Annotated in this window: 28 protein-coding genes; 5 read left to right on the top strand and 23 right to left on the bottom strand. The window is 62.7% G+C overall.

Annotation, left to right across the window (positions count from 1 at the left end):
- Positions 1 to 22 precede the first annotated feature (22 nt).
- The 17 genes from Thiosp_RS08415 to Thiosp_RS08340 all read right to left on the bottom strand — a co-directional run bounded on the left by Thiosp_RS08415 (position 23) and on the right by Thiosp_RS08340 (position 16,907).
- Entirely contained in the window at positions 23 to 832 is an 810-nt protein-coding gene (locus Thiosp_RS08415; protein ID WP_323696523.1) for a DNA-primase RepB domain-containing protein, read from the bottom strand.
- A complete protein-coding gene (locus Thiosp_RS08410; RefSeq protein ID WP_323696982.1) occupies positions 832 to 1,683 on the bottom strand; it encodes an ExeA family protein in 852 nt (283 codons plus the stop codon). Before Thiosp_RS08410 ends, Thiosp_RS08415 begins: the two co-directional genes overlap by 1 nt.
- Positions 1,680 to 3,137, bottom strand: coding sequence for a DDE-type integrase/transposase/recombinase (locus Thiosp_RS08405; protein WP_323696981.1), 1,458 nt, complete (start codon positions 3,135 to 3,137; stop codon positions 1,680 to 1,682). The genes Thiosp_RS08410 and Thiosp_RS08405 overlap by 4 nt, the downstream gene beginning before the upstream one ends.
- 93 nt (positions 3,138 to 3,230) lie before the next feature.
- A complete protein-coding gene (locus Thiosp_RS08400) occupies positions 3,231 to 3,800 on the bottom strand; it encodes a hypothetical protein (protein WP_323696484.1) in 570 nt (189 codons plus the stop codon).
- A 103-nt stretch (positions 3,801 to 3,903) separates the two neighbouring features.
- Positions 3,904 to 4,074, bottom strand: a complete 171-nt coding sequence (locus Thiosp_RS24675) for a DUF2499 domain-containing protein (RefSeq protein WP_201067712.1) — start codon at positions 4,072 to 4,074, stop codon at positions 3,904 to 3,906.
- A 564-nt stretch (positions 4,075 to 4,638) separates the two neighbouring features.
- Complete coding sequence (locus tag Thiosp_RS08395; RefSeq protein WP_201067714.1) at positions 4,639 to 6,081, bottom strand: DUF3987 domain-containing protein; 1,443 nt, start codon at positions 6,079 to 6,081, stop codon at positions 4,639 to 4,641.
- Positions 6,082 to 7,912: 1,831 nt separating this feature from the next.
- A complete protein-coding gene (locus Thiosp_RS08390; protein WP_323696980.1) occupies positions 7,913 to 8,095 on the bottom strand; it encodes a hypothetical protein in 183 nt (60 codons plus the stop codon).
- A gap of 369 nt (positions 8,096 to 8,464) precedes the next feature.
- Entirely contained in the window at positions 8,465 to 9,118 is a 654-nt protein-coding gene (locus tag Thiosp_RS08385; RefSeq protein ID WP_201067365.1) for a Rha family transcriptional regulator, read from the bottom strand.
- A gap of 149 nt (positions 9,119 to 9,267) precedes the next feature.
- Complete coding sequence (locus Thiosp_RS08380) at positions 9,268 to 10,575, bottom strand: TraB/VirB10 family protein (protein WP_201067367.1); 1,308 nt, start codon at positions 10,573 to 10,575, stop codon at positions 9,268 to 9,270.
- Positions 10,575 to 11,486, bottom strand: coding sequence for a TraK domain-containing protein (locus Thiosp_RS08375; protein ID WP_201067369.1), 912 nt, complete (start codon positions 11,484 to 11,486; stop codon positions 10,575 to 10,577). The genes Thiosp_RS08380 and Thiosp_RS08375 overlap by 1 nt, the downstream gene beginning before the upstream one ends.
- Positions 11,487 to 11,497: 11 nt before the next feature.
- The gene (locus tag Thiosp_RS08370) at positions 11,498 to 12,073 is read right to left on the bottom strand and encodes a TraE/TraK family type IV conjugative transfer system protein (protein ID WP_201067371.1); all 576 of its coding nucleotides are present in this window, start codon (positions 12,071 to 12,073) and stop codon (positions 11,498 to 11,500) included.
- 8 nt (positions 12,074 to 12,081) lie between these two features.
- Complete coding sequence (gene traL / locus Thiosp_RS08365) at positions 12,082 to 12,363, bottom strand: type IV conjugative transfer system protein TraL (RefSeq protein ID WP_201067373.1); 282 nt, start codon at positions 12,361 to 12,363, stop codon at positions 12,082 to 12,084.
- Between the two features lie 1,075 nt (positions 12,364 to 13,438).
- Positions 13,439 to 13,915 (bottom strand): YaiI/YqxD family protein, encoded by a 477-nt coding sequence (locus tag Thiosp_RS08360; protein WP_323696979.1) that lies wholly within the window; start codon positions 13,913 to 13,915, stop codon positions 13,439 to 13,441.
- A 24-nt stretch (positions 13,916 to 13,939) separates the two neighbouring features.
- Complete coding sequence (dinB, locus tag Thiosp_RS08355; protein ID WP_201067058.1) at positions 13,940 to 15,133, bottom strand: DNA polymerase IV; 1,194 nt, start codon at positions 15,131 to 15,133, stop codon at positions 13,940 to 13,942.
- A gap of 33 nt (positions 15,134 to 15,166) precedes the next feature.
- Positions 15,167 to 15,367, bottom strand: a complete 201-nt coding sequence (locus Thiosp_RS08350; protein ID WP_201067059.1) for a hypothetical protein — start codon at positions 15,365 to 15,367, stop codon at positions 15,167 to 15,169.
- A 32-nt stretch (positions 15,368 to 15,399) separates the two neighbouring features.
- A complete protein-coding gene (locus Thiosp_RS08345) occupies positions 15,400 to 16,278 on the bottom strand; it encodes a DUF429 domain-containing protein (protein ID WP_201067060.1) in 879 nt (292 codons plus the stop codon).
- Positions 16,279 to 16,352: 74 nt separating this feature from the next.
- Positions 16,353 to 16,907, bottom strand: a complete 555-nt coding sequence (locus tag Thiosp_RS08340; protein WP_201067061.1) for a DUF427 domain-containing protein — start codon at positions 16,905 to 16,907, stop codon at positions 16,353 to 16,355.
- Positions 16,908 to 16,987: 80 nt separating this feature from the next.
- Here Thiosp_RS08340 and Thiosp_RS08335 point away from each other — a divergent pair, with 80 nt between their 5' ends.
- Both Thiosp_RS08335 and Thiosp_RS08330 read left to right on the top strand, forming a co-directional pair.
- Entirely contained in the window at positions 16,988 to 17,446 is a 459-nt protein-coding gene (locus Thiosp_RS08335; RefSeq protein WP_201067063.1) for an NUDIX domain-containing protein, read from the top strand.
- Between the two features lie 20 nt (positions 17,447 to 17,466).
- Entirely contained in the window at positions 17,467 to 17,844 is a 378-nt protein-coding gene (locus tag Thiosp_RS08330; protein ID WP_201067064.1) for a hypothetical protein, read from the top strand.
- A gap of 33 nt (positions 17,845 to 17,877) precedes the next feature.
- Here Thiosp_RS08330 and Thiosp_RS08325 read toward each other — a convergent pair whose 3' ends face one another.
- Together Thiosp_RS08325 and Thiosp_RS08320 are read right to left on the bottom strand one after the other, a co-directional pair.
- On the bottom strand, positions 17,878 to 18,642 hold the full coding sequence (locus tag Thiosp_RS08325) for a uroporphyrinogen-III synthase (protein WP_201067065.1): 765 nt from the start codon (positions 18,640 to 18,642) through the stop codon (positions 17,878 to 17,880).
- Between the two features lie 64 nt (positions 18,643 to 18,706).
- Positions 18,707 to 19,384 (bottom strand): hypothetical protein, encoded by a 678-nt coding sequence (locus tag Thiosp_RS08320; RefSeq protein WP_201067066.1) that lies wholly within the window; start codon positions 19,382 to 19,384, stop codon positions 18,707 to 18,709.
- A gap of 219 nt (positions 19,385 to 19,603) precedes the next feature.
- Here Thiosp_RS08320 and Thiosp_RS08315 point away from each other — a divergent pair, with 219 nt between their 5' ends.
- A complete protein-coding gene (locus Thiosp_RS08315) occupies positions 19,604 to 20,158 on the top strand; it encodes a hypothetical protein (protein ID WP_201067067.1) in 555 nt (184 codons plus the stop codon).
- A gap of 54 nt (positions 20,159 to 20,212) precedes the next feature.
- Here Thiosp_RS08315 and Thiosp_RS08310 read toward each other — a convergent pair whose 3' ends face one another.
- A complete protein-coding gene (locus tag Thiosp_RS08310) occupies positions 20,213 to 21,178 on the bottom strand; it encodes an APC family permease (RefSeq protein ID WP_201067068.1) in 966 nt (321 codons plus the stop codon).
- Between the two features lie 150 nt (positions 21,179 to 21,328).
- Entirely contained in the window at positions 21,329 to 23,140 is a 1,812-nt protein-coding gene (locus Thiosp_RS08305) for an IS1634 family transposase (RefSeq protein WP_323696449.1), read from the bottom strand.
- 128 nt (positions 23,141 to 23,268) lie between these two features.
- Between Thiosp_RS08305 and Thiosp_RS08300 the strand changes: the two genes are divergently transcribed.
- On the top strand, positions 23,269 to 23,523 hold the full coding sequence (locus Thiosp_RS08300; RefSeq protein WP_323696719.1) for a hypothetical protein: 255 nt from the start codon (positions 23,269 to 23,271) through the stop codon (positions 23,521 to 23,523).
- 188 nt (positions 23,524 to 23,711) lie between these two features.
- On the opposite strand, the gene Thiosp_RS08295 is transcribed toward Thiosp_RS08300, so the two are convergent.
- Positions 23,712 to 24,923, bottom strand: a complete 1,212-nt coding sequence (locus tag Thiosp_RS08295; protein ID WP_323696718.1) for an IS110 family RNA-guided transposase — start codon at positions 24,921 to 24,923, stop codon at positions 23,712 to 23,714.
- 435 nt (positions 24,924 to 25,358) lie between these two features.
- On the opposite strand from Thiosp_RS08295, the gene Thiosp_RS08290 reads away from it, so the two are divergent.
- Positions 25,359 to 25,625, top strand: coding sequence for an ankyrin repeat domain-containing protein (locus tag Thiosp_RS08290; protein WP_242518646.1), 267 nt, complete (start codon positions 25,359 to 25,361; stop codon positions 25,623 to 25,625).
- 144 nt (positions 25,626 to 25,769) lie between these two features.
- On the opposite strand, the gene Thiosp_RS08285 is transcribed toward Thiosp_RS08290, so the two are convergent.
- Positions 25,770 to 26,255 carry a P-loop NTPase family protein gene (locus Thiosp_RS08285; RefSeq protein WP_201067317.1) on the bottom strand — a complete coding sequence of 162 codons (486 nt, stop codon included), beginning with the start codon at positions 26,253 to 26,255 and terminating at the stop codon, positions 25,770 to 25,772.
- Between the last annotated feature and the right edge of the window lie 85 nt (positions 26,256 to 26,340).

Here is a 26,340-nt window from a genome sequence, read left to right as displayed (position 1 = left end):
AGGGGGGAGAGACGCAGCGGGTTCAGTTGCCTCTAGCGCTCTGGCGAATGGCGCGAGCGAGGGTGTAGCGGGCATAGCGCTCGGCATCGGCTCCGCGACGCGGGGACGCGCGCTCGAGCAAGCGCTGGTAGACCGTGGTCGGTGCAAGGCCCGCCTCAAGAGCGCCGCAGACCCAGCCCCATTCGCGGGCGGATTCGGACGGATCCCCGGTGGATAAGCGCGCCCGTGGAGCGCAGTTGACGACTGGCGGCGGAGCCGGAGCCATCGTTGGCAAGGCCGGAGTTGGATCCCAGACGCGCTCCTGCGGGCTTGGTCGCCGAAGGACATTGACCCACTCCCCGCCACGCTTGGCATTCTTCATCCCGGCGAGCCGACCGAGGTGCTCACCGGAGACCGAGCCCGGATCGGCGCCAACGCGCGGGATCAGCCAACGCTGCACATCACAGCGCTGCGCCTCATCGAGCGCGCGGGTCAGCCGTAGCCACAGGTGGCAGCCCCCGAGCGTCGAAGTCTGCACCACCAGGGCCGCATAGTGCCGAGCGATGCGCTGCGCCATCGGCCGTGCGACATCATCGAGAAACACCATTGGCCAGGGATAGCCGCGGGCTGGACGGATATAAATATCGGCCTGTTGGACATTGCGCGCTCTGGCCAGCCCCAACGGAAGCTGATCCAAAGAGCGATCATGGAACCACAGCATCGTCGCCTTGGCGGTGCGCACCGCCAAATCGGCACGCACGATGCCAGCGTCCTGCCATGCCTCAAGCATCACGGCGGTGTGTCTTGCCGCTGTCATTGCCTGGTGCGGGCGCTCAGCGCTCAAGCGGCTCATCAGGCGCCCGCCCTGGCACTCGGGCGTTGGCGGGCGTTGCCCGCCGCTGAACCAAACACCTCGAGGTAGAGTTGCTCATCGAGCTGCGCACGTTCGAGCCGAGCGGCATGAGCCAGCAATTCTGCCGCCATGGTCGTGAGCACGCGATAATTGCCCAACGCATGCTCAGCGAGCGTCTTCATCAGCCCTGCGCTCATCAGACTCGGATTGCCGGCACTGTGTTGCAAATGCTCCAGGCAGGCGACCAGCGCCTCGCGACTGGCATACTCCATACTCAAGCGCGTGCGGATACGACTGCCCAGCGGCAGCAGCTCCTCACGACGCAGCTTGGTCGCCAGACGGCCATCACCGGCCAGGATCACGCTCAACAACGTGCGCGAATCGAACTGCATGGAGGTCAGCAGACGCAGCTCATTGAGCACCGTCGGATGCATCTCCTGCGCCTCGTCGATGAGCAACACCGGGCGCAACAGCGTCGTCTCCAGATGCGCCAGCCAGCGCTCGCGCAGGATCTTGAAGCCACCCCAGCGGTTATGGGGCTTGAGGTCAACGGCGAACAGATCGCCCATCTCGCGGTAGAAGTCCGCCACCTTCGAGCTGGGATGCGTAAGCGCCCCAACACTGATATCGGGCAGCTGGCGCAGACGCTCATCAAGCAGGCGCAGTACCGCACTCTTGCCGGTACCCGGATCACCTTGAATGAGCGCAAAACCGCCTTCACGAATCAGGCTCTGCTCGATGCGCCAGCAAAACTGCTCCACCGGCGCGCTGCGATGCAGTGCCGCCGTCGGCAGCTCCGGGGAGAACGGATTGAACTTCAGTCCATAGAGGGCCAGCAGGGTCTTGTTCATCGACTTGATTCCAGGTCATCGTGTTTTGGCAGATAAGCCGGCGGCAGACCGGTGGCGGCATACTCGGCGAGCAAGTCGCGCAGCAAGGGTGGCAGCGCCGTGGCGCGTTGTGAGGTCGGTGGCGGTGCGCCGGCGGGCTCAAGGCGCCGACGCTCCCCGGAGGCATTGGCGGCTTTATCGAGGGGATAGAGGCGGCAGAGGATGGCGCCCGAGTGGGGATCAACCACGTCCACAGCACTCAGATCCCAGCGGGCATAAGCGATATGCAGTTGCTCAAGGTGGCGCAAGCGCGCCGGCACCTCGAAGCGCTTGCCCGCCAGGCTGAGCGTTCCATCACTGCGGCGCTGACGGCGTTGGACGCGACAACGAAAAGCGCCGCGGACCTGCTCGCTGTCCGGACAGGGGCGCCCCACGTTGGGCGCATCGAGAAGACGCGCAAGCGGCGTGGCGGCAGTCTCGCTGTGGACCTTGCGGTGGTACTCCTGCTCCACCCACGCCTGAGTGAGGGTGTTGAGCTGAGGCAGACTCAGCTCCGCGATGTCCTTGAGCATCGCCATCAGGCGGCCTTCCAGCGTGGCCCAGAAGCGCTCCTGCTTGGCGTTCTGATACGGGCTGTACGGCAGGGTCGGCTCATGGAGGATGCCCAGGGCGTGCAATCCGGCGGTGAACTCCTCGGCCTGCATTGCCGCGCCGTTATCGCTCATCAAGGCGCGCGGCAGCCCGCGCTTGTGCAACGCCTGCCCCAGGCCATGGACCAAGGTCTCGGTGGTCTCATCGAGGTACCACTGCAGATGGCAGATCAGGCGGGAGTGATCGTCAATGACCGCCAGCAGCAGGGGCTTGACCCAGACGCCACCCCGGGTGAGGACTTTGCGCGAGCCATGATGAAAGTCCAGATGCCACAAGGCATGGACATACTGGGCTTCATAGCTGCGCACCTCGCAGGCCTCCAGGCGCCGCGCGGCCTGCTCGGCCCCGGGTGTCTTGCGCGCCGGGACACGCCGGCGGTGCAAGCCCGCGCGCTTCATGAAGCGGCGCACGGTGGCATAGGAGGGCAGCGGCCCCAGGGTCTGATCGCCCGCGCACAAGGCGGCGAGGTTGTCGTAATGCAGCTGCACCGTCCAACCGGGGTAGTCGCGGTACTGGGCTTGCACCGCATCCATCAGGCGCGGACTCAGCGCGCGCTGCTCCCCGGCATCGCTGCGCCGGCGCGGGCGCAGTGCCGCCACCGGGTCTTGGGCATCGCGTGCGAGGTAATACCAACGCTCCAAGGTGCCAAAGCTAAAACTGACCGCCCGCCCAGTCACCGGATGGCGCCATGACTTGGCCGCTAGCGCCTTCAGCCGCGCGCCCAGCGCGTTCGCCGGCGCAGGATCAGCCAATAAAGGACCAATAATGGCAAAGCGCAACCGCGCCCAACCATCGGGATCACCGAGGCCGTTGTCATCGGACATTCGTCTTCACCTCCCAGTTGTTTCACACATCACCGGGAGTCTAGAAGGCGCCGCCCAGCGGCGCGATGAGGTCTTCTGCGGGTTGGCGTTGCCCTACAGCGAGCCTGTCGCTGTCGTGCTCGGGGCGATCAATATCAGCAGTTGCACGACGCGCTCGGACAACGCTTTTGCGCTCAATTTTTCCAGCAGGGATCCTGGCAGGTGCTCGGTGGCGATCGGCGGCATCAACAGACCAGCCAAGGATCGAAAGCAGCGGGTTTGCACAAACTGCTCACGCCACCAGTGCTGCCACCGCCGCAGGGTTTGGACGGTGACACCGAGCGTCTTGATCAAGCGCTGGCGACGCGATGCGCTCAGCCCGCAATGCAGGGCGGAAATCAGCACGACGATGACCCCGAGATAGACCTTGCGGCCCAGAAACCGAACGGAAGGCGGGGTGCTGCGCCGCCGGCACCCGTCCGCGGCACAGCAGAAACTCAGACGGCTCTGGTAGCTCTCATCCAAGACGCCACGCACAACACCTCGGGGCTTACGCGGATAACGGGCGCTGTGCAACGCACCACCGCAGTCACAGCCGCCCGCGCGGACTTCCTCGGCAATCGACTCGTCGATCCGGGTGAGCAGGTGGTAAAAGTTCGTGTCGGCAAGAAAGGCGTGACACACTGGGACTGTCTCCTGGTTTTTGGCGAAATTCGGAGACAGCCCTCTCGGGCAACTTGCGTCAAGTTGTTTGAGGGGGTTTTTTGTTTTCCCTCACTGAATTTGCTCAGAATCGCGGCCGATTCCCGCAAATAGTCTGCTCAGGCTCAGCATGGGCGAAAACCTTCAGCTGCGGAAAACCCGCCACGACGGCATACCGACGCAGAAGCAAAATGGCCGCCAGCCATTCGCTGACTGTCAGCAGATGAATGATGGCTGTTGGCAGTGACAGCAGCATGATTGCGCATTCTGGTCGCGGATCAGACACGCCAGTCTAGCACCCGCGTGGCACGCTGGATGGATCCCTCAGCATGCGATTGGCGGATGGCGCCCTCTTGACCCGAGCACGGCCGAATCCATGACCGACCTACAACCGCCCTCCCCCACTCCGACCGAACGCTCCATCGCCGCTGGCGACAACCGCCGCTTCCTCGGCCATCCGAGCGGGCTAGCGATGCTGTTCAATGTCGAGTTGTGGGAGCGCTTCTCCTACTACGGCATGCGGACCATCCGGGGTCTCCTTGCTCGATACCGCCATCGCCGATCATCTTCACCCGGACCCAGCATGGCGCAGGGCACGAAGTGCCCTGCCCCGGGGCCAGGCGACATTTGCAGGATATCGATCAAGTGCGGCGATGGCGCATTCACGCTTGATTTGACAACCTGACGATTCGGCGACCTGATGCACCAGGTCGCGTCGCTCTCAGCTTCGATCCATCGGGATCACCCGCAACCGATCACGCGCTCGAGGATGAGCGACTGAGGAACCGCTCGCTCATCAATTCCCGCCGTGATTTCCCCGTCAGATCCGTGTCCGCATTGGCGATTCGATCAAAGGATTCTCAACGGCCGCGCGTTGGATCCGAACCGCTTCGTCGAGAAACCACAGTCCAATGTCGCGAGCGGCTGCCCAGGTTGGGCCATCGATGTCGCTCACCGGATCGCGCAAGACCTCTGGATGCGTGAACAGATGCAGCACCAGCGCCACTTTGCAGATCTGCGAGACCGCCCTGGCGGCAATGTCGCGAACATCGGCCAAGTCACCGGCTGCGGCCATGCGATCCTGCAGGGCATTGTGCAGCTCCGTTCGCGCCTGCGCAGCCTCGCGAGTCAGCCGGGCTTGATGGGGGCGATCCTGGTCATTGTCTGCATGGATCGGGGAAACATCCAGGAGACCGACAACTCGCTTGGCGTATCCCGATAGGAGCGGGCGATCCAGTTCAGCGTCGCCAACCCGCTGCTCATAAGGCGATCCCGTCGGCGACGACAACCAGACTGGCCAGATGCGCGCCAACATGCCGCAGGCACGCAGAACGGGATGCGCCGCCACCTTCAGGTACTGATCCGGCGCCAGCATCAGACAGACACTCAGGCATGGCCGACGGATCACCCATTCCAATGAAATACCGCTGCGGTTAGCGAGTCGATGGCGATGAATAGGATCCCCACTGATCCCGGCGTGGTAAACCGACTCGCCGCTCCAATGGTTGCCGCGGTATTTTCTCAAAATCGCGTCAAAGACCGGTTTGCCTTCGCTGCTAATGACGGCAAAGGCCCCGCCGCGTTCGTACATCCACTTGAACAGACGTTCTTCGTTGCCGTCCGTGGTGAACGCACGCGGCATCGGTGGCAGTGGCCGGCGTTTGGCGGTCAAAAACTCAAGTTGGCGAGCCGTCTGAAGCAAATCTACGCTCTTGCGACGCTTGAGCTTGGCGATCAGGTTGTCCACGGCGGCATTGTGTGCCTTTGCGCGCTCGCGCGCCAAAGTCCAGTCGGCGGCTTTGGCGCAGGCCCACTGTTCCATTGGGATGGTCATGGTCCGCACGGCTGAGCGGAGGCGCTCATCGCCGCCAGCCAAACCGACCAGAAAGAGCGATGGGTGGTGCACCAGACCGCCGCGTTCCACTACCACTGCTTGCTTGCCGATGGCGGTCGCCAGGGTAGCGAGTCCGACAAGGGCCGGAAGAGCCGGTGCAATCGTGTTGAACCGGGCGATTTCCAGAACCGCATCTTGCAAGCCAGGTGGAAGCGAGACCATGGGAAATGGCTTGCCCTCGCGGGGAGTGTCGCGGGAGGGTCTTCTTCCGGATTCGGGTCCGAGCGTATCGGCCAGAGGGCGTTGGTCACGACGCTCAGGTCTCGGTCCCGACATGCGCATGAAGGCGCTCGCGCTTTGATCATCGCGGGCAGACGGGTTTGTGGGAAACAAGCGTTCGGCGCCGGTGGTATTGACGTGGGAAGCCATCCTCATCTCCTGCGGTTCGAATCAACACAAGACCGACGAGGCGCATGGACATCAGTGAGGTTCAATGACTGATCCGCAGCGACCGGGCCTCGCCGGAAACGCTGAGATTCTCGGTGTCAGCGCGTGCGGGAGCGACCGCGAAAGAAGTGACTTCGGGAGCCCTTTCTTGACGCCGATGCTCGGCGCTGGAGCCGGCAGTAACCTTGCAACTGGGGAGAAAACCAACCTCATACCCGCTTTGCTGGCCACCCGATGCCGGGTGCGGCCGCGGGCGCGAGTAACGCCGCGACAGTCAGACAGGCGGTTTTCTCAGGGATGCCTGCGTCAACAAGCTCAACTAGATGGCCTGATGACGGTGCTGCCCTGCGCTTGCGCATAAAACAGGGATACGGCTTGGCCGTCCCAGTCCAGGTTGGCGGGGTTACTCAAGCCGTGCCTCGATCACATTGATGTGCGGATGTCGACGGACGGCAAATGGCACGGTCGCAGATTACCCGGTTCGTCAGCATCAGCCGCAGGGCAAGTCGAAGGCGCAGCCAGAAAGCCGCTGATCAGTCAAACCTGGGCGAACGGACACAAAGGCCCAACGTGATGCCCGGAATCCAGGGGCAAGGTCTTGCCGTACCCCTTCACATCGGCCATTGCGCGACGGGTGATCCCTGACCAAAGATCTGCTGGGTGTGACAGACACGGCTGGCGATCCCCAGAACGAGCGAATGTCCCAGTCGCGGATGACCATGCTGCCGCAGGCATGTCCGGCTTACGGTTCCATCGTCGGGATCACAAATCCCGCACGCGGATCAGCCGACAAGGCGCACTCGTCAAGCTTGACGCCCCCTAACCGCTACAGATCAGGTTCAGGGTCATTTTCGGTACCTTGATCGATAAGCCACTGAATTAGAGAATAATCCATTTTTGGGTCATCACCATGAACGCGAAGACATCCCGCTGGGATCGTTCGATTGTGGCCAGGGATCTTCCACCCCGGCCTTTTGTTTTCGTGCGAGGTTGCCAAGAGAATACATTACGTACCTCCCCCATTGGGGGAAGTACGTAATGTTTGCGTTCGCTTTGCGATTGGAGCATGAGAATAAGGAAGACCGACTGGGCGACTAAAGGATGAGCACAGTTTGGGCTGGAAATCCAAGGGGTACGGTTTCGCCGTTCCCCTTCAACTCGTCGTCTCAATCCTGGGCACGGCTCATCCGATGTCACTTGCGGGCTGACGGTGAGTGGGTCGTCGATGGCTACCCAATCCCTTGGCCATGGTTCGATCAGGCCGGCGAAGGAGTCGGGAAGCCCGTCGTTCGCGCCGTCGAAAGGCGTCGATGGTTTAACACCGCCGATTCGTTGCGCCAATCAGGCTGGCAGAGGGGAGCAACGCGACGCCGGATAGAAGGTCACAGGCGGCGGAAACACGTGATTGTCTGGTCGCGCGGCGGCGAGCATGCACTTGAGCCATTTGCAGCCACCCGGCAGGCCGTGACTCATGTTGCCGTTTTCCAAGCGGACCCCTTGCGACAACGGCTCGATTGGCGACACGCATACCCACCGTTCTGAGAACGGACAAAGCTGTCGTCTGCAACGAAGGTCCTCAAGGATGGCCACGATTTCACCGTGGCCATCGCCAAGGGATGGAGGAAACGCCATTCTTCTAACAAGGCGCACGCGACAAGCGTGACGCACGTTTGAAACATCAGGTCGGGCGCAGAGCCCCTATCGTTGCGGCTCTCGATAAAGGATTGAACTTAAAGATGATTCATTTTTGGATCATCTCTAAGTCCGCGAAGAACCTAAGGCAGGCGTCACTCGAGACTTCACGCACGGGGTTCTATTTTTCTTGGTCAACCCCGTGAGCGGTCGCCAGCGAAGCCCCTTGTTCCCGGCAAGATGGCAAGGGCGCGGAATGCGCCGCTGCGTAGAAGGTCACCGGCAGCGGCAAGAAATGATTGTCCGGCCGCACCGTGGCGGCCGAGCGATACCAGACCATGTAATGCCAAAGGGGACGAGCCATGGTCTTGATCCTGCAAGATCCATGCAAGAACAGCCTTCTTGGCCGCGAATTGGCGCACAGCTTTCGCGCCTCTCGATCAAAGCGCGCCCGACGACAGATCAGCGCGCAAGCGCCCCCGCATGCGGGGTCGGCGTGAGTGACCAATCGACCCGGGTGTCCTTGGCGATCCTTCCAAGTAACCAAACCTAAGTGACGTTTTGATGAAGCGGCGCGGCCCACGGCTGGGAGCCAAAGAGTGCCATGTTTCCGGCACTGTCGATTCGCAACCCAGCGGAGTTGATGGTCACTCTGGCGGCTGGCGCGAACTCAGGATCGAGCGATTTCCTCGCCGCTTGCGCGCGGCGCTGTCACAATTCTGACAGGCTGGCGTTAGCCCGCAAGAGAGAACACTTCATCCAACACGTCGATCGGATAGCTGTTCACCGAACCGAAGCGCTCATCTGGAATGTTGCCGATTCTTTCACCGCGCTCCCGCGCGAGTTTGGCGGCGGCAATCCCTTTCTGGCGCGATTCGGAGATCGGTAACCGAATCCCGTTTTGCTTCATGTAGGCGGTGATCGTGCGATACCCGGTATCGCCACCCATCAAATCGACCCGCTGTTCGAGTCGCGCGATCCGCTCCGCTTGTTCGGCTTGATCCCGTTCGGCCGCGAGCAGCGCCTGCCCATGCGCGATCATCAACTCGGCTGGAGAGAGAGGCCGGACTTGGGTCTTCTCCAATGCTTGCCAGCGCCGAACGACCCGCAACCGCGCCTGATCGTTGTAACCGGTGAGCAACGTGAGGGTGTGATCCTTGTCGAGGTCGATCCGGGCAATGTAGCCACGATCATCCTTTTCAATCGTAACACTCTGTATTTGAAGTTGATCCAGTTTTGGTTTATCGTCCAGACGATAAAGATTCTTCAACATCTTTCGGATATCGCGAAGAACATGGCCATGCGTTTTCCCGGTCAGTTCCGCGATCTCGCGGCTCGACATGGCCAACGGAAAAGTGTCCGACGCGTTCAACACCATCAGCCCCATAACGAATGCTCCCCCCATTGTGATACCGATTGAATAGCGTGATTGAATGGGACCGGCGAAGCCCGCGGCAGGCCGGAACCGGGACTGTTGCTGTTGTCTTCGGTTCCAGAAATCGGCTGATCGCACAGACGATCCCTGTCGAGTGCGGGTTATTTTTGATCAAGCGAATCAAGCTTCAGCCCCACGCCACGATTGAGGATGACCTCCACCCCACGCCCGGCATCGACTTCAAGCACGGGGAAGATGGTCTCGGCCAGATCCAGGTAATACTCGGCGAGGCGATCCAGCGCCTTGCCGGTACCGGCGATGGCCGCGCCTTGCAGGGCTTGTCCGGAGAAGACTTGCTGGTAGGGCATGGTGGTTCCTCCAGTCGCAACCGAGGCGACTGGAACTGTGCCGAACAGCTGACTGAAGCCCTGCAGGAAACTCACCTGCATGGCCCGTCCGATGACCTGCCCTTGCTTATTCACCAGTCGCCCGCGCACACCGACCTTGCCGTCCTCGCCGACGGCATAGCCATCGATGGCGACCTCGATGGTTCGCCCATCGCGACGCACGCAGTTGATGGACTCGGCGCGCAGATAGACCCGTTCAGAGCCCAGATCCCCGTAGCCGCCGACCAGCAGAAAGCACTCGCGGATATCGGCGCGGAAACGATTGGGCAGGATGGCGTTGTCTTTCAGCCGCAATAGCGCTGGATAGGGATCCTGGCGCGCAGCGCGACCGGTCGGGGCATCCATGCCAGAGAGCAGCACGCCTTGCAGGATGCTGCCGGCAGGGATGCGGACTTCCGGGATGGCGTCCTCGGGGTTCTTATCCTTGCCGGCGGCTTTGGCCGCATCGTCCTGGACGTGACGGATGCTGAGGGCGGGACCAGCCGGTTTGGCGCTGCCGGCTGGCTCGGAGACAGTGGCGCGTGGCGCATCGAACAGCTGAGCGAGTGGTGGCGGCTCGGGTTGGCGAATCTCTGGCTCAGAATCAGCGAGAGTCTCGGTAACATCCGGCGGCGATGGTGGTACCCAGACGTCGGCTCCCTGTCCAGGGGGAAGTGAACGCTGGCTTTTCAGTTCCTCCCGCACGCCCGCCAGTTCGCGTTTCAAGCCATCCAGCTCCGCCTGGCGTTCCCGGCGCAGTGTCTGCATCAGGGTCGCGCGATTGCCCGCGTTGTCGACGGCATCCAGGCCAAGCTGTTCCAGGTTGTGGGCGATCTTGCGCACGTCGCCTTCCAGGGTTTGCAAGCGTCGGCCCAGGCCATCAATACCAAGGTCGCGGGGATCGACATCGGTGAGCAGATTGTTCACAAGGCGCCGGCGCTGCGCCTCGCTGCCGCGGTCATCCTGTGGGGCGGTGGCAATCAACAGGGCGAGCGAGCCGACGATCACGCCACCGGTTCCCAGGGTAATCCACTGACGCAGGCGCGGGGACAGGCGTTCCCAGTGTTCCGTGAATTCCACCATTAGTGGGCTCCTCCTGGTAGACCCGTTCGCCCGACCGGCTCGCGCGACGGATCGATCGCGACCATCAGGGTGGCTTCCGCGCCAGGATGCAGCGGACCGCTGGGCCAGAGGGCGGCGGCGGCAATGGTGCCCTTCCCCGAGGCTTGGCATTGGCTCTCATCGAGTACGACGGGTTGGTCACCCTTGGCCCGCACCCTGGAGGTCAGGAAGCGCAGTGAATCGCCGTCGAATGCCTTGACTTGGTTCAGCTGGAAACCGCCACCGCATCGGATGGCCACCCCGAAACCGGAGCGCGCTTTCCGGTAACCATCCGGCACCTCACCCAAGGCCAGGGCGCGAAACCCCTGGGTCAGCTCATCGATGTAGTGCTGCGGCTGGCGCCAGGTGGCCACCGGCGGGAGGTCCGCCAGTGTCGATGGCGATTCCGCTGCTGCCGGCGACGAGCTGGCGGCCTGACGGCGGCTGTCCAGTCCCGGCACGACCAGACGAATCTCCCGTGGAGGCACTCGCCGCGGCGCGAGCGTCAGCGCGACCGTGGCCTGGGCATCATCGCCATCGGTGATGTACAAAGTCGCCGGGGTTTCATCGGCGGTGGCGACATAGAGGACGTTCCCATCGACCTCGGTCGACAGACTCGCGACCGTGCGCACCGAGGGCGACCGGAACGGCGTGACGATGCGGTTGAGATGATCAATCGCTAGTTCCAGGATGACATTGCTGCCGAGGTCGACCGTCACGGTGCGCGGTCGCAAGGCCAGTTGGACGTCTTTTGCACCAGACTCCGGGCTGGTCTCGGCGCTGGCTCGCAGAAACGGACTCTCGGCCTCACAGCCGAGGCTCATCAGGGCGAGGCCCGATCCGAGCAAGACGGATTGAACAGCGAGGGCAAGACGGCGGGATGGGATAGGCATTTGAGAATTCCTCAAGGTTGCTCGGTCGTGCGCGGACCGCCGGGGTAGACATCCAGGTGGCGAATGACTGGGCGGTAATGCTGGAAGCCGACCTGGATTTCGTAGGTGCGTTGGTTCCGGATCGGCTCGGCACCGGGACCAGCACTGACCTGCTGGCCGGTGACGAAGAAGGTGTCGCTGGGTGGGTCATAGCGCAGCGCGTCCGGGGAAAAATGCATGGCCACCCGCTCGCGCTTGATGGCGGCGACCTGGTCGGCAATGACGGTGAGAATCTCCCGGCGCAGGCGGGGTGCCAGCAGGGGTTCGAGCGCCTCGCGAATGAAGTCCGCCGAACCGGCACTGACATTGCCAAGCAGGCCGGCCACATGCACCGCCCAGGCTTCCTTGACCGAGCGGCTGGCGCTGTCGCGAGCGATATTGACCTCGCCTTCCAGAATCGGCGGCACCAGCACCACGGTGCGATCGGCGCGGACCAGGGCGAGCAGGGTCAGCAGGTTGGTGAGCAGGAGCACCGCCAGGACCAGGCGGTGGAAGCGGTTCTCGGCGTTCAGGCCGCGCCAGGTGCGCGTCAGGGTATGAAAATCCATGGGCGACCTCAAGGCTGAAAGCGGCGCGTGAAGGGATTGGGGCAGCGCCGGGCCTTGAGCGGAACCAGCCCGTGCCAGTAGCCCCAGTGCAGCGCGAAGCCATCCGGGCGGCTGTCGCGAAAGCGCCCGTAGAGCCGCGACAGACCCAGTCCCAGGGCGAGGAAGATCAGCAGCCGGTCGCTGAGCATGCCGACGACCAGCATGAGCACCAGCGGGATGAGTTCATCGAGCCGCCACAGCAGCAGCGAGGGCGGGTCGTCGACGCCATGGGGGAGCGCAAGGGGATGCATGCGGGCGGGTCTCCGGCGAGTGGGATGAATGCCGGATAGCCTGCGCGATTAGGCGCGAATCAGCGACACCGAGTCCTAGGGAAATCGCCGAGCATTCTTGCTTGCCTTGTCCAGGGAAGCGGGGGAGGGGATCGTCGGTGAGGTTGCCCGGCGGTCCAGGCTGGCGTCGTCTCCGCCTGGAGGCTGGCGGTGGTCTGGATTCGAGACGGCGCTCAGCACGACCGCATTCGGTTCGCTCCGGGGCTTCGGGCCAGCGCGTCCCGTCGCGGTCCGGCCCGTGTCAGCTCGACGTCGGTCGATGCGCGGGCCGGACTCGACGAGCGCCTCGCGCGCGTCAGCGATCAGCAAGCAGCATTTAAAATTCTCTGTGAATTTTTTATTGCTTGCTTGCTTGCTAGCTGATAGGCGCGTGAGGAGACTAGGGAACGGCGTTCCCCAGGGACGGAGTTCCCTAGCTGAACCACACTGGCTTCCACGTAAAGCGCGGACCTTGCCGATGTCGGAATTCGGGACGGATTGCCTTATTGATCAGGGGTTCGGTTATTTGCTGGCTGCCATTCACCCGGGCGAGAGCGTGCGCGCATTGCGAACGCATCACTTAGCGCAGTAGGGAACGGCCTTGAGCTCTCCCGGTCTTTGCCGACAAGACTAGGGTTCTCTGTTCCCCAGTCTAGGGAACCTGGGTCACCAGTGTGGGGAATCTGGTTCCCTACCCTAGGGAATTTGGTTCCCTACCCAGTAGGAAACCCAGTTCCCTACCCTAGGGACTTTGGTTCCCTACCTCGGAGGGAACGCAGTTCCCTAGTTCTGGTAAGACAGTTCACCACTCCAGGGCGGCTTGTTCACCAGTGCGGAGTATCGCGTTCCCCTGTCCACGGCAGACGGTTCAACACGGCAAGTAACCTTGCGCTCCAACTCAAAGTTCTCGGGTTCGCCAGGCCGATGGTTAGATGACGTGAGCTCAGCCCCTCGGGCCAGCGCTTATGTGACGTGATGGGGGCCGCACTGGCGAGCCGACTCAGATGCGTTCGACTCCTCGTGCCCAGACCGTTCCGAGGCTGGGACCGGCAACTCGTTACCCTGATCGGCTTGTGTCACTATCGCCCCGACGGGCACTCGCCAGCAATTTGTCGAGGTATCCGGCAAAGGCTTTGCGGTCGCTCTGGCTCAAGGCCGGTGGTCCCCCTGTATTGATCCCGCTAGCTCTCAGCGTCTCCATGAAATCACGAACATTCAGTCGCGCACGGACGTTCTCACTGGTAAACAACTCACCGCGATGACTCAGCGCCTGACCGCCCCGGGCAATGACGTCGGCGGCCAGCGGGATATCGCTGGTGATGACCAGATCGCCCGTTTGGATCTTATCCAGAATCGCCTGGTCGGCCACATCGAAGCCTGATCGGACTTGCAGGCTCTTGATGAAACGCGATGGCGGCGTTGGCAATGGCTGATTCGCCACCAGGGTCAGCGGAATCTGGCAGCGCTCGGCGGCGCGGAACAAGATGTCCTTAATGACATGGGGGCAGGCATCGGCGTCGACCCAGATGTGCATCGGTTCGGGGCTCCTGAAAAAGCGTCAGTCACTGTGGTGAGGGGTGTTCAGCCCACGTTGAATGGCCTCGGCACCAAAGCGATGGCGGATGGCGTCCAGTGTCTCTGTCAAGGGATTGTCCGCTGGCTTCTCGCCAATCTCGAGGGTATCGAACAAATCAAGCTGCTTGCGCGTGCTGGGTGGCGACCAGCCGGAAAGTCCCAGGCCGATGAGTCGCACGGGCCGGCCGATCCAGACGGCTTCAGCCGCTAGCAGTGACCAGGCGATCTGATAGATTTCCTGCTCATCCGCCGTCGGCAGCTTCAGCGAGCGCGAGCGGGTATGGGTCTCGAAGGGATAGAAACGGATCTTCAGGGTCACAACCCGCCCGCTGTGCCCGGCTTGCCGCGCGGTCCAGGCGACTTCGCGCGCAGCCCAGTGGAGGGTCTCCGCGAGTTGCCTCGGGTCCGTGACATCCTCGGGGAAGGTTGTTTCCTTGGAGATCGACAAGCGCTCCCGCTCCGGGTAGAGCTGGTCATCGGCGATGCCGCGCGCCTGGTAATAGAACTGGGTACCCGCCCGCGCGCCGCAGTGCTGGCGCAGGGTCTCGAGCGACAGCTCGCGCACATCACCGACGGTTTTGACCCCAAGCCGGGCCAGGCGCGGGGCTGTTTTCACGCCCAGGCCGCGCAGGACGTTGAAGGGCATGGGAGCCAGAAAGTCCGCTACTTGCTCCTCTAGCACCACCGTCAAACCATCCGGTTTGTGATAGTCGGAGGCCAGCTTGGCGATGAGCCGGTTGGGGCCGATGCCGACCGAGGCGGTCAACCCGACGGCTTGGCGGATGCCGGCCTTGACCTGTTCGCCGATGACCCGGGGTGGTCCGACCAGGGCGGTCAGCCCGGAGACGTCGAGATAGGCTTCGTCGATCGAGACCCGTTCAATCTGCGGTGAGATGGTCGCAAGCACCACCATGATCTGCTCAGAGACCTGGGCATACTGCGCCATGCGCGGGCGGACATAGACGGCATCCGGCGGCAAGCGGCGCGCGGCCTGGGTGATCGGCATCGTGGAATGCACGCCGAAGCGGCGCGCTTCGTAGGAGCAGGTCGCGACCACGCCGCGACCGCCGGGCTGGGCGCCGACCACCAGCGGACGACCGCGCCACTCGGGGTGGTCGCGCTGCTCGATGGCCGCGAAGAAGGCATCGAGGTCGACATGCAGGATCAGGCGTGACATCGAGCTGGTTGGGTGGCGGCTGCTCGAATTGGGTCAGGGGCTTAGGGGCTCAGCGCCTCGGGCGAGATCGATCTGTCGTCGGCCCTGACGGGTGCCGATGACGCGCCACAGCAGTCCTTCGAGTGGTCCGCCTTCGTGGGGCGCGCCCCAGGCGTCGGCTAGGGCCACACCGAGCAAGGCGCCCTGGATGCGATCCAGCGGATCTGACGGGAGTATTGGTGATTGGGCGGACATCTTGGGAAGCCTGATCCCCAAGGACCCTCTGGTCAAGTCGCGGCAGATTTTGGGCTTGGTGGTCCATGCACCAGGTGCGGATCAGCGATCCAGCCTTCGAGCGGGTCGATTGTGGACATGGACCAGGACCTCGTGGCTTCTGGCGCGGCGGGCTGACCAAGATCATCCGCCCACTGCCTCCAGGCCCAGGCGGCCTGGATGGCGGAGAGCAAGGCATCCAGGCTATCGCCGCTGGGATCATCGGCCAGGCTGGCTGGGGCTTCAATCGTCAGACCATAGGCCGCGCGGGTGGCGCCGTCCAGGATCGCCGTCAGCAGTTCGCGGCGCGCTTGTTCCCGCGCGGGGCTCTGTTTCTTGGGATCATCCTGCTTGTAGGATCGGCGTCCGATCAATGCGCGCGCGAGCAAGCCGGGATAGGCTTCGACGCACAGGCGCCCGGGGTCGCCGGCATGGATGCCGGGGATCGTCACGCCGGCGCGCAGCAACCGGGGCGCACCCTCGAAGAACATCAGTCCGACCGGGGTACCATGGAGCTTCTGCGGGCTGATGGCCCCGGCGGCCTGATCGGTGGCGCGACGATGTTCCTTGTCCCCAGCGGGCCGTTGGGCGCGGTAGGCGTCGAGCGCCTGGCGAAAGCCCGTGCGTCCCAGGGTTTCGGCGTGACGCACGTAGCCGGACCAGGTCATGGGCCAGCCGATGTTGGTGAGAAAGGTGCGCGACTGACCGAAGGGAAAATCCAGGCCGGCGATCCAGGGGCCGGGCTGCGTCAGGAAGGATTCAAAGGAGGCGAAATCGCTCCAGCATGCGAGAGAGCCGGCGACGAGCCGCTCGCCTTGCAGCCGACATGGCAGACAGGTGATGGGCTTGCCCCGCCGCGGGCGACTGGTGAAATCGATGCCGAAAACCTGCATGCTTTGTTCTGGCCAAGGCGTGTGAAGCGAGCCGGAGAGGCATGCTTCTCCATCCTGGCGGTCAGTCAGCCGTCTTACCAATGCCCGGTGCCCGGCTCGCCCTTGAACGGACCCACCACATCATCGGTGATCCAGCCGCCATAATAGCCGCCGGCCTGGGGGCGCACCCGTTCGCCGCCGACGAAGCAATCAAGCCGCACGGGGTAGCAGGAGAAATAGCCGGCGATCACGGCCGCTTCATCCCACGCTTGGGGATAGCGCCACAGGGCATCGCGAATGAGTCCCTGCGGGCCTTTGACGTGAAAATACTCCGCCTGCCCTTTCCATTCGCATAGGGTGCGGCGCTGCGAGGGTTCCAGCAGTGACTGATCGACGGCCTCGGGCGGCAAATAGACACTCGGCGGGCTGCCGGTTTCCAGGGCGCGGATGGCAGATTCGGTGTTGGCGATGCGGCTCTCACCGGCATGGACGGTAATGAGCCGGTCATCAGGGCGGTAGATTGGCGGACGGGGGTAATCCCAGACGGACTCCTGGCCGGGTTCGGGAACCTGCGCGAAGGGCGGGCGTTGCTGGCCGCGATACTGCCAGGCGTCGCGGCAGGCTTGTAAACTGGATTGATGTGCGGGCATGCCGGGCGGCCTCGGCTTTGACAGATTGGCTTCTGTGTGCAGACATAGGGCGTTTTCGGCAATGAGCAAGAAGGTGCGCGATGACGAAACCCGAAACACCGCTGCTGGCCGCGGACATCATCATCGAGCTCACCGACCGGCCCGGCCGGCCCATCGTGCTCATCGAACGGCGCTATCCGCCCCTGGGTTGGGCCATTCCCGGCGGCTTTATCGACATCGGGGAGCGCGTCGAAGCCGCCGCCATGCGCGAGGCGCGGGAGGAAACGGCCTTGCGGGTGAAGTTGCGCGCACTCCTGGGTCTTTACTCCGATCCGGCGCGCGACCCGCGAGGCCATACGGTCAGCGCGGTCTATGTGGCGGAGGCCACCGGAGAGCCCCGTGCGCAGGATGATGCCCGTCACTTGGCGGTCTTCGCACCGGAGGCACTGCCCGAACCCCTCGCGTTCGATCATGCGCGGATTCTCGATCATTACCGGCGCTACCGCGAGACGGGCCTGATCACCCCGTTGTGGTCGCAGGATTCCCTCGACAACCTCTGAGCCTCACTCACGCCGTCATCATGCCCACCCTGTTTTCCATTATCGAATCCCCCGGCCATCCGCGACTGGAGAGTCTCTACCAGCGCCTTGGCATCGAACAGGTGAAGCTCAGCTCTCAGCGCAAAGCGCTGCAGACGCTGAAGAAGACCACACCCGACTGGGTGGTGGCGGAATTCTTTTATGGCTTCGGCAACAACTACGCCGGTGCCAATGTCTGCAATCTGGATGTCTTACTCGCCACATTGCGCAAGCAGGCGCCAGACGCGCGGGTGATTGTGCTGGTCACCAAGGATCAGGCCGGGTATGTTCCCTTGCTGGCGGAGCGCTTCCCGCTGCATGCGGTTCTGACCTTGCCGGTAGGCGAGGCGGACATGGAGGCGGCGCTGACGGACCAATGAGGCTATCGTCGTCTTTAACCGCCTGAGCTCTCTCTAACCAGGTATCGCCCGACCACACAAGGCCGCAAGGATTGCTTCATCGGAGGCACGCTCAGCGAGCGCGACATCCCGAAATCCGAGCGTGCGCGCGGCTTCGGCAGTGCGCGCGGCGATGACGACCAGCGGGGTGACCAACAGCGGCTCGCGCCCCGCCGGCCCCAGGATGGCCAATAGGTTGCGCAGGATTTGCTCACTGGTCACCGTGACCCAGTCAACGTCGGTAGACCACCGTGCCAGCAGCGGCCGCGGATCAACCTGGGGGCAGGTGCGACGATACACCTCCGCGATGCTCACGCGCGCACCCCGCTCGCGGAGGCTCTCGGCCATTAGCCCGCGACCGCCCTCCCCTCTCACGATCAAGACCCGGTGCCCGTCCAGGTGGCTGAACTCGGGCAGTGCCAGCACTTCCTCGCTCTCGAACCGACCGTTCGGCACCAGGTCAGCCGGTCGACCGGCAGCTTGGAGCGCGCGCGCCGTGCCGCCGCCGACGGCCGCGACCCGCTCGGCGCGCAGCCAAGGTTGACGCTCATCGACCAGCCCATGGGCGAAACTGACCGCATTGGGACTGACGAAATAGACCAGATCCCAGTGCTCGGCCAACAGTGCGCGGGCGGCTGGGTTCTGCGTTGGCTCGATGACCAGGGTTGGAAAGCTCAGGGGCCGCCCACCGGCGGTTTCGATCAGCCGGCACAGGTGCTCGGCCTGGTGCGCCGGTCGGGTGACCAGGACACCCTGGCGGTCCAAGTTGCATGGATTCATCGGCGCATCCGTTCAGTGCAGTCTGCCTGGGGCGCATCGGTCATCTGAAAGCGCCGATGCCCGCTCAGCCAAGCCGAGATCGCACGTCGCGCGCCGCTTGCGCGCTCTCCCAGCCGACTGGACAGACGGTCAAACAGCGGGTGCAGCGCTGGCACTGGCCAAGATCAATCACCCCTTGGGTCGTTGGATCCTGCGGGCAGTCCCGCACGCACAGCGCGCAGTCGGTGCAGCCTCTACCCGACCAGCGCGGCCGCAGGCTCAGCGGATAGTCGGTGCGCAGCGCGGTCAGGATCAGGCGCGGGCCGAAGGCGGGATGAACCAACAGCCCGTAGGGACTCGAGTCGCCCAGACCAGCCTGCATGGCGAGGCTGGGCAGATTGATGTCCGGCGAGAGGGCATTGAGCGGCTCGGCCTGATAACCGGCACGCGCGACCAGGCGGGTCAGCTGATTGAGAAAGACCTTGGCGCGGGCAAAGGCCAAGGGATCGAACTGTACCGAGGCCCAACGATGCGCGAACACCCAGAGATCCTCGACCTGTCCCGCATCATCGCAACCACTGGCAATAAAGTCGGTGACCGACAGCGATGGCGTCCGGCGGCTGGCGATTTGATCGGCCACAAAGCGCCAAGGCGAGGCTTTGAGCAACAGAATTGCCGGCATGAGGGTGCCGAAGAAGCGAATCCGTTCAGGATCGGCGGACAAGGGGATGGAGGTGATGGCCGGACGGGCTGGGGCTGTCATCTACGCTGGGTTTGGGCACTGGAGGTTGGCGTCGTGCGGCGGGGCGATGGCCGCTGTTGATTGGAACGGCAAAAGCGACATGGCTTGTCCGATGGACGCCGAACGAACGCTCGCGATGGGTTAGGATGCGCGCTTGTCGGGGACCAAGGTGGCAGACAGGGTTGTTGGGTGAGGGTTGTCTAACCGGTCAATTGTGTCTTCCATCCAGCTGGAGGTGCCATGGAGATTGTCAAACAATATCCGCTCATTGAGCAGATTCTCACCCCCTGGCAAGGAGCCATCGGCGCGACCTACGTTGGCTACCGCGGGCATGTCTACCGGATGTTCAATTGCTGCCTGGCACTCGTCAATCAATCCCCTCGGCCTTGCTCGGATGATGATCTTCGCAAGCTGGCAATCGCCGCCGCTTTCCATGACCTGGGCCTGTGGTCCGATCAGACGGTGGATTATCTGCCGCCTTCGGTGGAGCGTGCGCGGCAATGGCTGGCCGAGAACGATTTGTCCGACTGGTCAGAGGAGATCGGCCTGATGATCGCCATGCATCACAAGCTGCGACCCTATCGCGACCCACGGTTCCCTCTGGTTGAGCTGTTCCGCAAGGCGGACCTGGTCGATTTCTCCCTCGGCCTGTTTCGCGGCGGCCTGCCGTCCGGTTTTGTGAAGCAGTTGAAGGCGGAGATCCCCAATGCTGGCTTTCATCGCTTTTTGCTAGCGGGCGCCAAGGACTGGTTTCTGCGGCATCCGTTCAGCCCACCGCCGTTCATGAAGTGGTGAAACTCCGGTCTGGATGCAAAGCCGGTAGGCCTTGGGCACACCAGCATAGGCTGATCAGAGAGTCCTGACCGCCCGCCGCATCAGCCCGTGCAGAATTACCGGAAAGATCATGACACTCAGCATACCCACGAGCAAAAAACCCACGAACATGGCTGGATCGATCTGCAGGGCGCCAAACTGTGCCGGTGGAAAGAAGCCGACGCCGATCGCGACCAGGGCACCGATGATGCCAAGCCCGCAGATCAGCCAGAGCGCCGGGACCCGAAACGGCTGCGGCACCTCGGGGCGGTCGCGGCGCAGTTTCAGCGCCGCGAGAAACAACAGCAGATACATGACCAGGTAGAGCTGAATGGTCAGATCGCTCAGCATGAAGTAAGCGGACGCAACGCTCGGCTGCAGGCTGAAGCTCAGGCACAACAAGGACACGATCAGCCCCTGCAGCAGCAGGATTCTCACCGGCACCCCGTGGCGGTTGCATGGCAACAGCGCTGTTGGGAGCTCGCCGCGCTCGCCGGCGACCAACAGCCCTTTGCTCGGACCGACAATCCAGGAGTTGACGCTACCAATCACGCCAAGCGCCATGAGCAGAGCGACCAGGCGCGTCAGCGGCTCGAGTCCAAAGGGCCTGAGCATGGCGGCGATGGCCTGGGTGACCCCGGTTTGCAGGTCGAAGGCACCCGCCGGCAGGGCCACGGCGATGGCCAGCGAGCCCAGCACGAAGATGACCAAAATCACCCCGGCGGCAATGCCGATGGCCAGGGGATAGGTGCGCGCCGGATGGCGTACCTCGCGCGCATGCGCAGCCGACATCTCCATGCCGGCAAAGGCAAGCAACACGCTGACGCCGAAGGTCAAGGTGCCCAGATGCGTCAAGTCCGGGATCAGGGTGGCGGGATTGAGGTCCAGATGGCTGGGCCGTCCCTGCCAGAGCGAGAGCGCGGCCAGCGCCAGCAGCACCGCGCCGGGAATCAACACGCCGCTGAAGGCACCGATGGCGCTGACACGCGCCGACCAGCGCAAGCCGAGCAGATTTAACAGGGTACTGGCCCAGTAGATACTAACCCATATTTAACAACTGGTCACAGAATTATCTTGATTTTCAGCAGGATAAGTGTACACAGATATCCGTTACGGCACTACATTTGCGATTTTGCCGCCGGTGCTGCTCATTCAGATCAAAGTCAGCTGTTGTCCACCCGGGCGATCACTCACGCCCAAGGCATCGTAAATGGCTTGCTGGCGCGGCTCCGCCCTTGTGGCTTTGCGAATATGCAGGGTGCGCCCATCGTCGCGCTTGAGCTCAACCGTGACGCGATCTTGCCCATCGAGCTCACGGCGGATGCCCTCCCAGCTCAGATGAATGCCAGCGGCTTTCAGCTGCAAGCGCAGGGTATGAACCAGATGGTAGGCTAGTACCGAGATGAACAGGTGCGCGCTAACCCGGTCGGTTTTATGGTGATAGACTGGGCGCAGGCCGAGTTCCGACTTCAGGGAGCGAAACACCGCTTCCAGATCGGTGAGCATGACAAAGGTGTGCCATAGGCGCGCTTCATCCCATTCGGTTTGATTCGTGCGTAGGCAATAGACACCGGGCAAGGTGTCATCGACCGGGGTGATCCGCGACCATCGGATGGCCTTGGCCTTTTTCCCTTTCTCATCGGGGTCGACGCTGATCTCGTAGTAGCGCGCGGCACGCGGATATTTCTGCTTCAGCCGCCCGATGCGCTCGATGACTTTCTCAAAGCGCTTGACGGTGCCTGGCTTGTGCAACCCATCGGCGAGTTGCTGCAGGGCCTGCTCGAAGCGTTGCGCGAAGCGATCGGCAATGCCGCGATCTTTGAGCTCACGTTGGCTGGAGTGACAATACAGCTCGACTTCGTTGGTTTCTTTCTTGACTACCCGCTGGGCGCGGATGGTCAGTGGGCCGTCTTCTTTGATCAAACAGGCCGCCTCGGGATCGAACTGCAGATGTCGCTTTCGGCTGACCACGACATAGCGGTAGCCCTGCGCCACCAGCCAGGCGATGTTCTCCTCGGTGGCAATGCCGGCATCGAGCACCACCGTCGGTGGGGTGCGTTGTTGCTCGGGCGTCAAGGCACGCAGCATTTTTGCCAGCGTCTCGGCTTCCACGGCGTTCCCAGCGAACACCTCGCTGCGTTTGGGAAAGCCACTGGCATCGAGCGTCAGCGCCAGGGTGACCAGCGGGCAGTCGCTGCGCTTTTCTTTCGAACGGCCAAAGGCGGCGTTGGCGTTATGCTTGGCGCTGCCCTCGAAATAGGTATTGGTCAGGTCGTAGAGCGTAATCACTTCATCAAGTTCGAACAGATCGCGCTCGCGGGCATACAGGAAGGACTCCAATGCCGGTTTGTGGGCGAGCAGCCGATCGGTGATGCGGTAGAGCGCCATCAGATCCAGGTCGGCGAAATCAACGTCGATCAACTCGCCCAGGGCGCTGCGCTGTTGCAACCACTGATGGGTCGCCAACTCGCTACCCGGCACCACCATGCGACCGATCACATTGCCGATGGCCGCCGCGCGTTGCGGGCCGCTGAAGCCCAAAGCCGTGAGTTTTTCATCCAAGCCCATCTGCCCCCAGGCGGCCAAGGCGACATGCTCGACCGCGACACTGCGCGGGCGCACCACATCGACTGTCTCGACATCGACCCGTTGGAAGTTGGGCGCGCTCCCCTCGGAGGGATCCTCCCCCGCGCGGGCGCGAATCACCTGCGCCGCCAACTGTTGCGCCAGCGGCTCCCAACGGGCATCGAGGTCAATGAACAGCTCCGACTGCCCGCCCACCAAGGCCTCAATGCGCCGTGCCAAGGCCGGCCATTGCCCGCGCGGGACCTCGAAGTGACGGCCGAGATTCAGCACCGTGCGCTGGCGCACCCGCCCGGCTTCGCGCACCGACTCCACCAGCCGATAGGTGAAGTACGGCTGACCAGTGCGTCGGCTCTTGATGGTGGTGCGGCGAATGTACATGCACGCATGCTCCGCTGCGCGGGCGCGCGCGTCAATGGGGCTCCGTAATATTATGGCACTACATTTGGGTCGCCAGTTTCAAGTCACTGATCCGGCGGGATATTATTTTCTCTCCAGAGAAAACTTCAATGACTTACGCCGATTTTCGGCGTGGAAATGTTAAATATGGGCTGATATGTTTTGACCTGTCAATGTTTGGTAGTAACTATTGTTTAACCACCTCTTCTTCTTTGTCTTTTTTCGAAAACGTTGTTCTCGGGCCGGTGATGGCAAACACCTTGGCTCAGGGCACCCAGCGGCAGACTGCGACGGTGGATCATGCTGATATACGTGGATTGGGTACCACCGGACTTCACTGCGTCGCGGAGCTGGCCTTTCTCTAAGAGCAGGGATCGGCACGTGGGATGCCCATGATGGGATTCTCCCGCGCACCACCGGTATAGCCCAAACAAGGGTTCTCCACACCGGCCGCGGATGCCCTGAATCAAGGTGTCTGTTGGGTTCTCCATGGTTGAATCGATTGGGGTTGCGTCAGCGGGTTGTCAGCATTGGCTCAACATGCGGCCACTGATCAGACCGCTTGGGCGTTCACTTGAGGCATCTCCTGGCGCACGATGTCCCAGAGAAAACCGGCCAGCTCCCGGGCAATGGCCACGCACACCAGCTTGGTGTTTTTGCCGGCACCGGTGAGCGTGCGGTAGCGCCCGCACAGGCGCACCTGCGCCTTCCAGGCGATGCGTCTGGCCCCGGCTGAGGCGTTCACGGCCTTGCCTCGGAGATGCTTGGTCTGGCGTGCCGGGAAGCGATAGCTCCAGGCCGATTCGATCAACATGCGCCGGGCGTGGCTGTTGCCGGTGAGCGTAATCGCCCCTTGGCGCCGCCGTCCGCCACTGGAGTGCTCGCTGGGGACCAGTCCGAGGAAGGCCATCAGTTGGCGCGGGGAGTCGAAACGACTGATATCGCCCAGTTCAGCGAGCAGCACGATCGCGGCGAGCTTGTCGATACCGCGCAGCGCCACCAGGGAGTCAACCACGGGGGCAAGTGACCACTCCGGCAATGCGCGCATGAGCTGATCGGTGAGCTGAGCGACGCGCTCACCGGCGGCCCGCTCAGCGTCGATGTAGTTCTGTAGCACCACCTGCTGCCAAGGATCGGCCATTTTCAGTCCGGCCAGCCAGTTCTCATGCGCCGCACCCCAGCGCGTCTTGCCGGTGGGCCAGTGGTGACCGTGACGCAGCAAAAAGGCGTTGAGCTGCTGACGGGCTTTGCGTTCCTGGGCTTTAATATCATCGCGCGCGCGGCTGAGATCGCGCATGCGCTCCTGCTCTTGGTCGGGAACCCAAACCGCGGTGAGATCGCCGCTGCGCAGCAGTCGCGCGAGCTTCAGCGCATCGCGCCGGTCGGTCTTGATGCGCTCGGCGGCTTTCTTGGGAATCAGCGATGGGGCAACGACTTGGCAATCATGGCCGCTGGCGAGAAGCTGGCGATAGAGTCCATACCCGCAGGGACCGGCTTCGTAGCAGAACAACAGCACCGCTCCATCATAGGCTTCGCTCAGACGGGCGATGAGTTGCTCGATCTTCTTGGGCTTGTTAGCAATCTCGCCACGATAAATCGGCTCCTGACGTCCCGGCTCAGCCACCGCCACGGCGATGGTGTCTTTGTGCACATCCAGGCCAATATAGGCGCCGTGCTTGTGTTCCGGCTGGTTACTCCCGTGCAGCAAGGCGGATAGGGACGATGCGCTCTCGATGCGATCGGTTGCTGGGTTAAACTGCTTCATGACCTGCTCTCCTCAAGGTGGCTCTGTGTCGGTGGTTCTCCATCCTCAACATAACCTACATGCGTTGAGGATGGGCAGGTCAAAACATCATGTCTAGCGAGGGCGAGATGCGCCGTCAACATGCAGCGGTGGGGCTGAACGGAGATTGCTAGCGTTGCAAGGGCCGCGAGTTGCGCGTTGTTGGATATGCTCCCGAATGTCATCTTGATCGACGCACCAGCGCGCTGACTGAAGCACTGATCATGAATTTTGGCATCGGAGAACAGATGATCTGCGGCGGCGACGGTCTCCTGCGCGGCCGTGGTAACGATGCTCAACGCCTGGTGGTGGGAGTGCTGATGCAGCTAATCGCGCCCGCCTGAACCAGATCGATCGCGACAGGCGCTACGCCCTTCACATGCAGCGGAAAAAGGTGACCCCAGGCTACTCAGAGTTTTGCTGGAACAGGGCACCGAAATCAACGCCCAGGCGCACAATGGCTGGACAGCGCTGATGTTCGCCGCTTTGGTCGGCAAGCAGGACACCGTCAGCGCATTGCTGGCAAGCGGCGCCGATCCGGGCATCAAGACAAAACACGGCGACACCGCCCGCTCTCTAGTGTCCAGCTTCATGACTGTCTCCACTCAACGCAGCGTTGCCCAGTCCAATGGGCTTCGAGGGAAAAGCCCGGCGCGGCGCTCCAGCGCAAACGCAACCCCCTGATAACCCAACTCGACCCTGCGGCTCTCGGGCAACCAATAGGGACCGAAGAGTCCTCGATACAGTGCATCGAGAAACTCGGCCACCGTCGCATCACCGATTCGCGGCAGACCATAGGTCCAGGCGGCAATGAAGCCTCGCGACAGCTCAACCAAAGCCGTATTCGCTTGGATCCTGGTACTCGCGTTTGTTCCCGCGGAAGGCGTGGTAGAGCTGTCGATGCCGGTGAAGTCCGTACTCGTCCTCTCGTGTCTCATAAGAACGCACCCAATCGATGAGGTTCGCCAGGTTTTCGTTCTGCGCTGTTGGAGAGGGGTATTTCTCAGGCTCCCAGGGACGCATCCTACAATGCGCGACACAGGCTTCGATGCCGGGGTTGAGAAAAAGTAGATCCTCGCAGTCCGCCAGGATTGGCTCGAGGATATCCGCATAGCAGCCTTCGATGATCCAGCTGTCATGCTCGGCGATAAAGCCCTGCACCGCCGCGATGCTGTCCTCAAGAGGACGCCGTGTCGGACCGCCCTCAAAGGCCACTGCATCTAACGAAAGGCAAGCTGCTGGCTCGCGGGCCAGCAGCTTTTTGGACAAGGTACTCTTACCTGAGCCGGCATTACCAAATAGCACGACTTTCATGATTTAACCTCCTTCACCGCTTGACTCAAGTCAAGGCTAAAGCCAGGGTCGGGCCGCAGACTCCCTCCCGTACTGATCGCGCGCC

Source organism: Thiorhodovibrio litoralis, from assembly GCF_033954455.1.
GTDB classification, from domain to species: domain Bacteria; phylum Pseudomonadota; class Gammaproteobacteria; order Chromatiales; family Chromatiaceae; genus Thiorhodovibrio; species Thiorhodovibrio litoralis.
The sequence above is the reverse complement of the archived record's forward strand: the minus strand, read 5'-3'. Positions and strand labels throughout refer to the sequence as shown.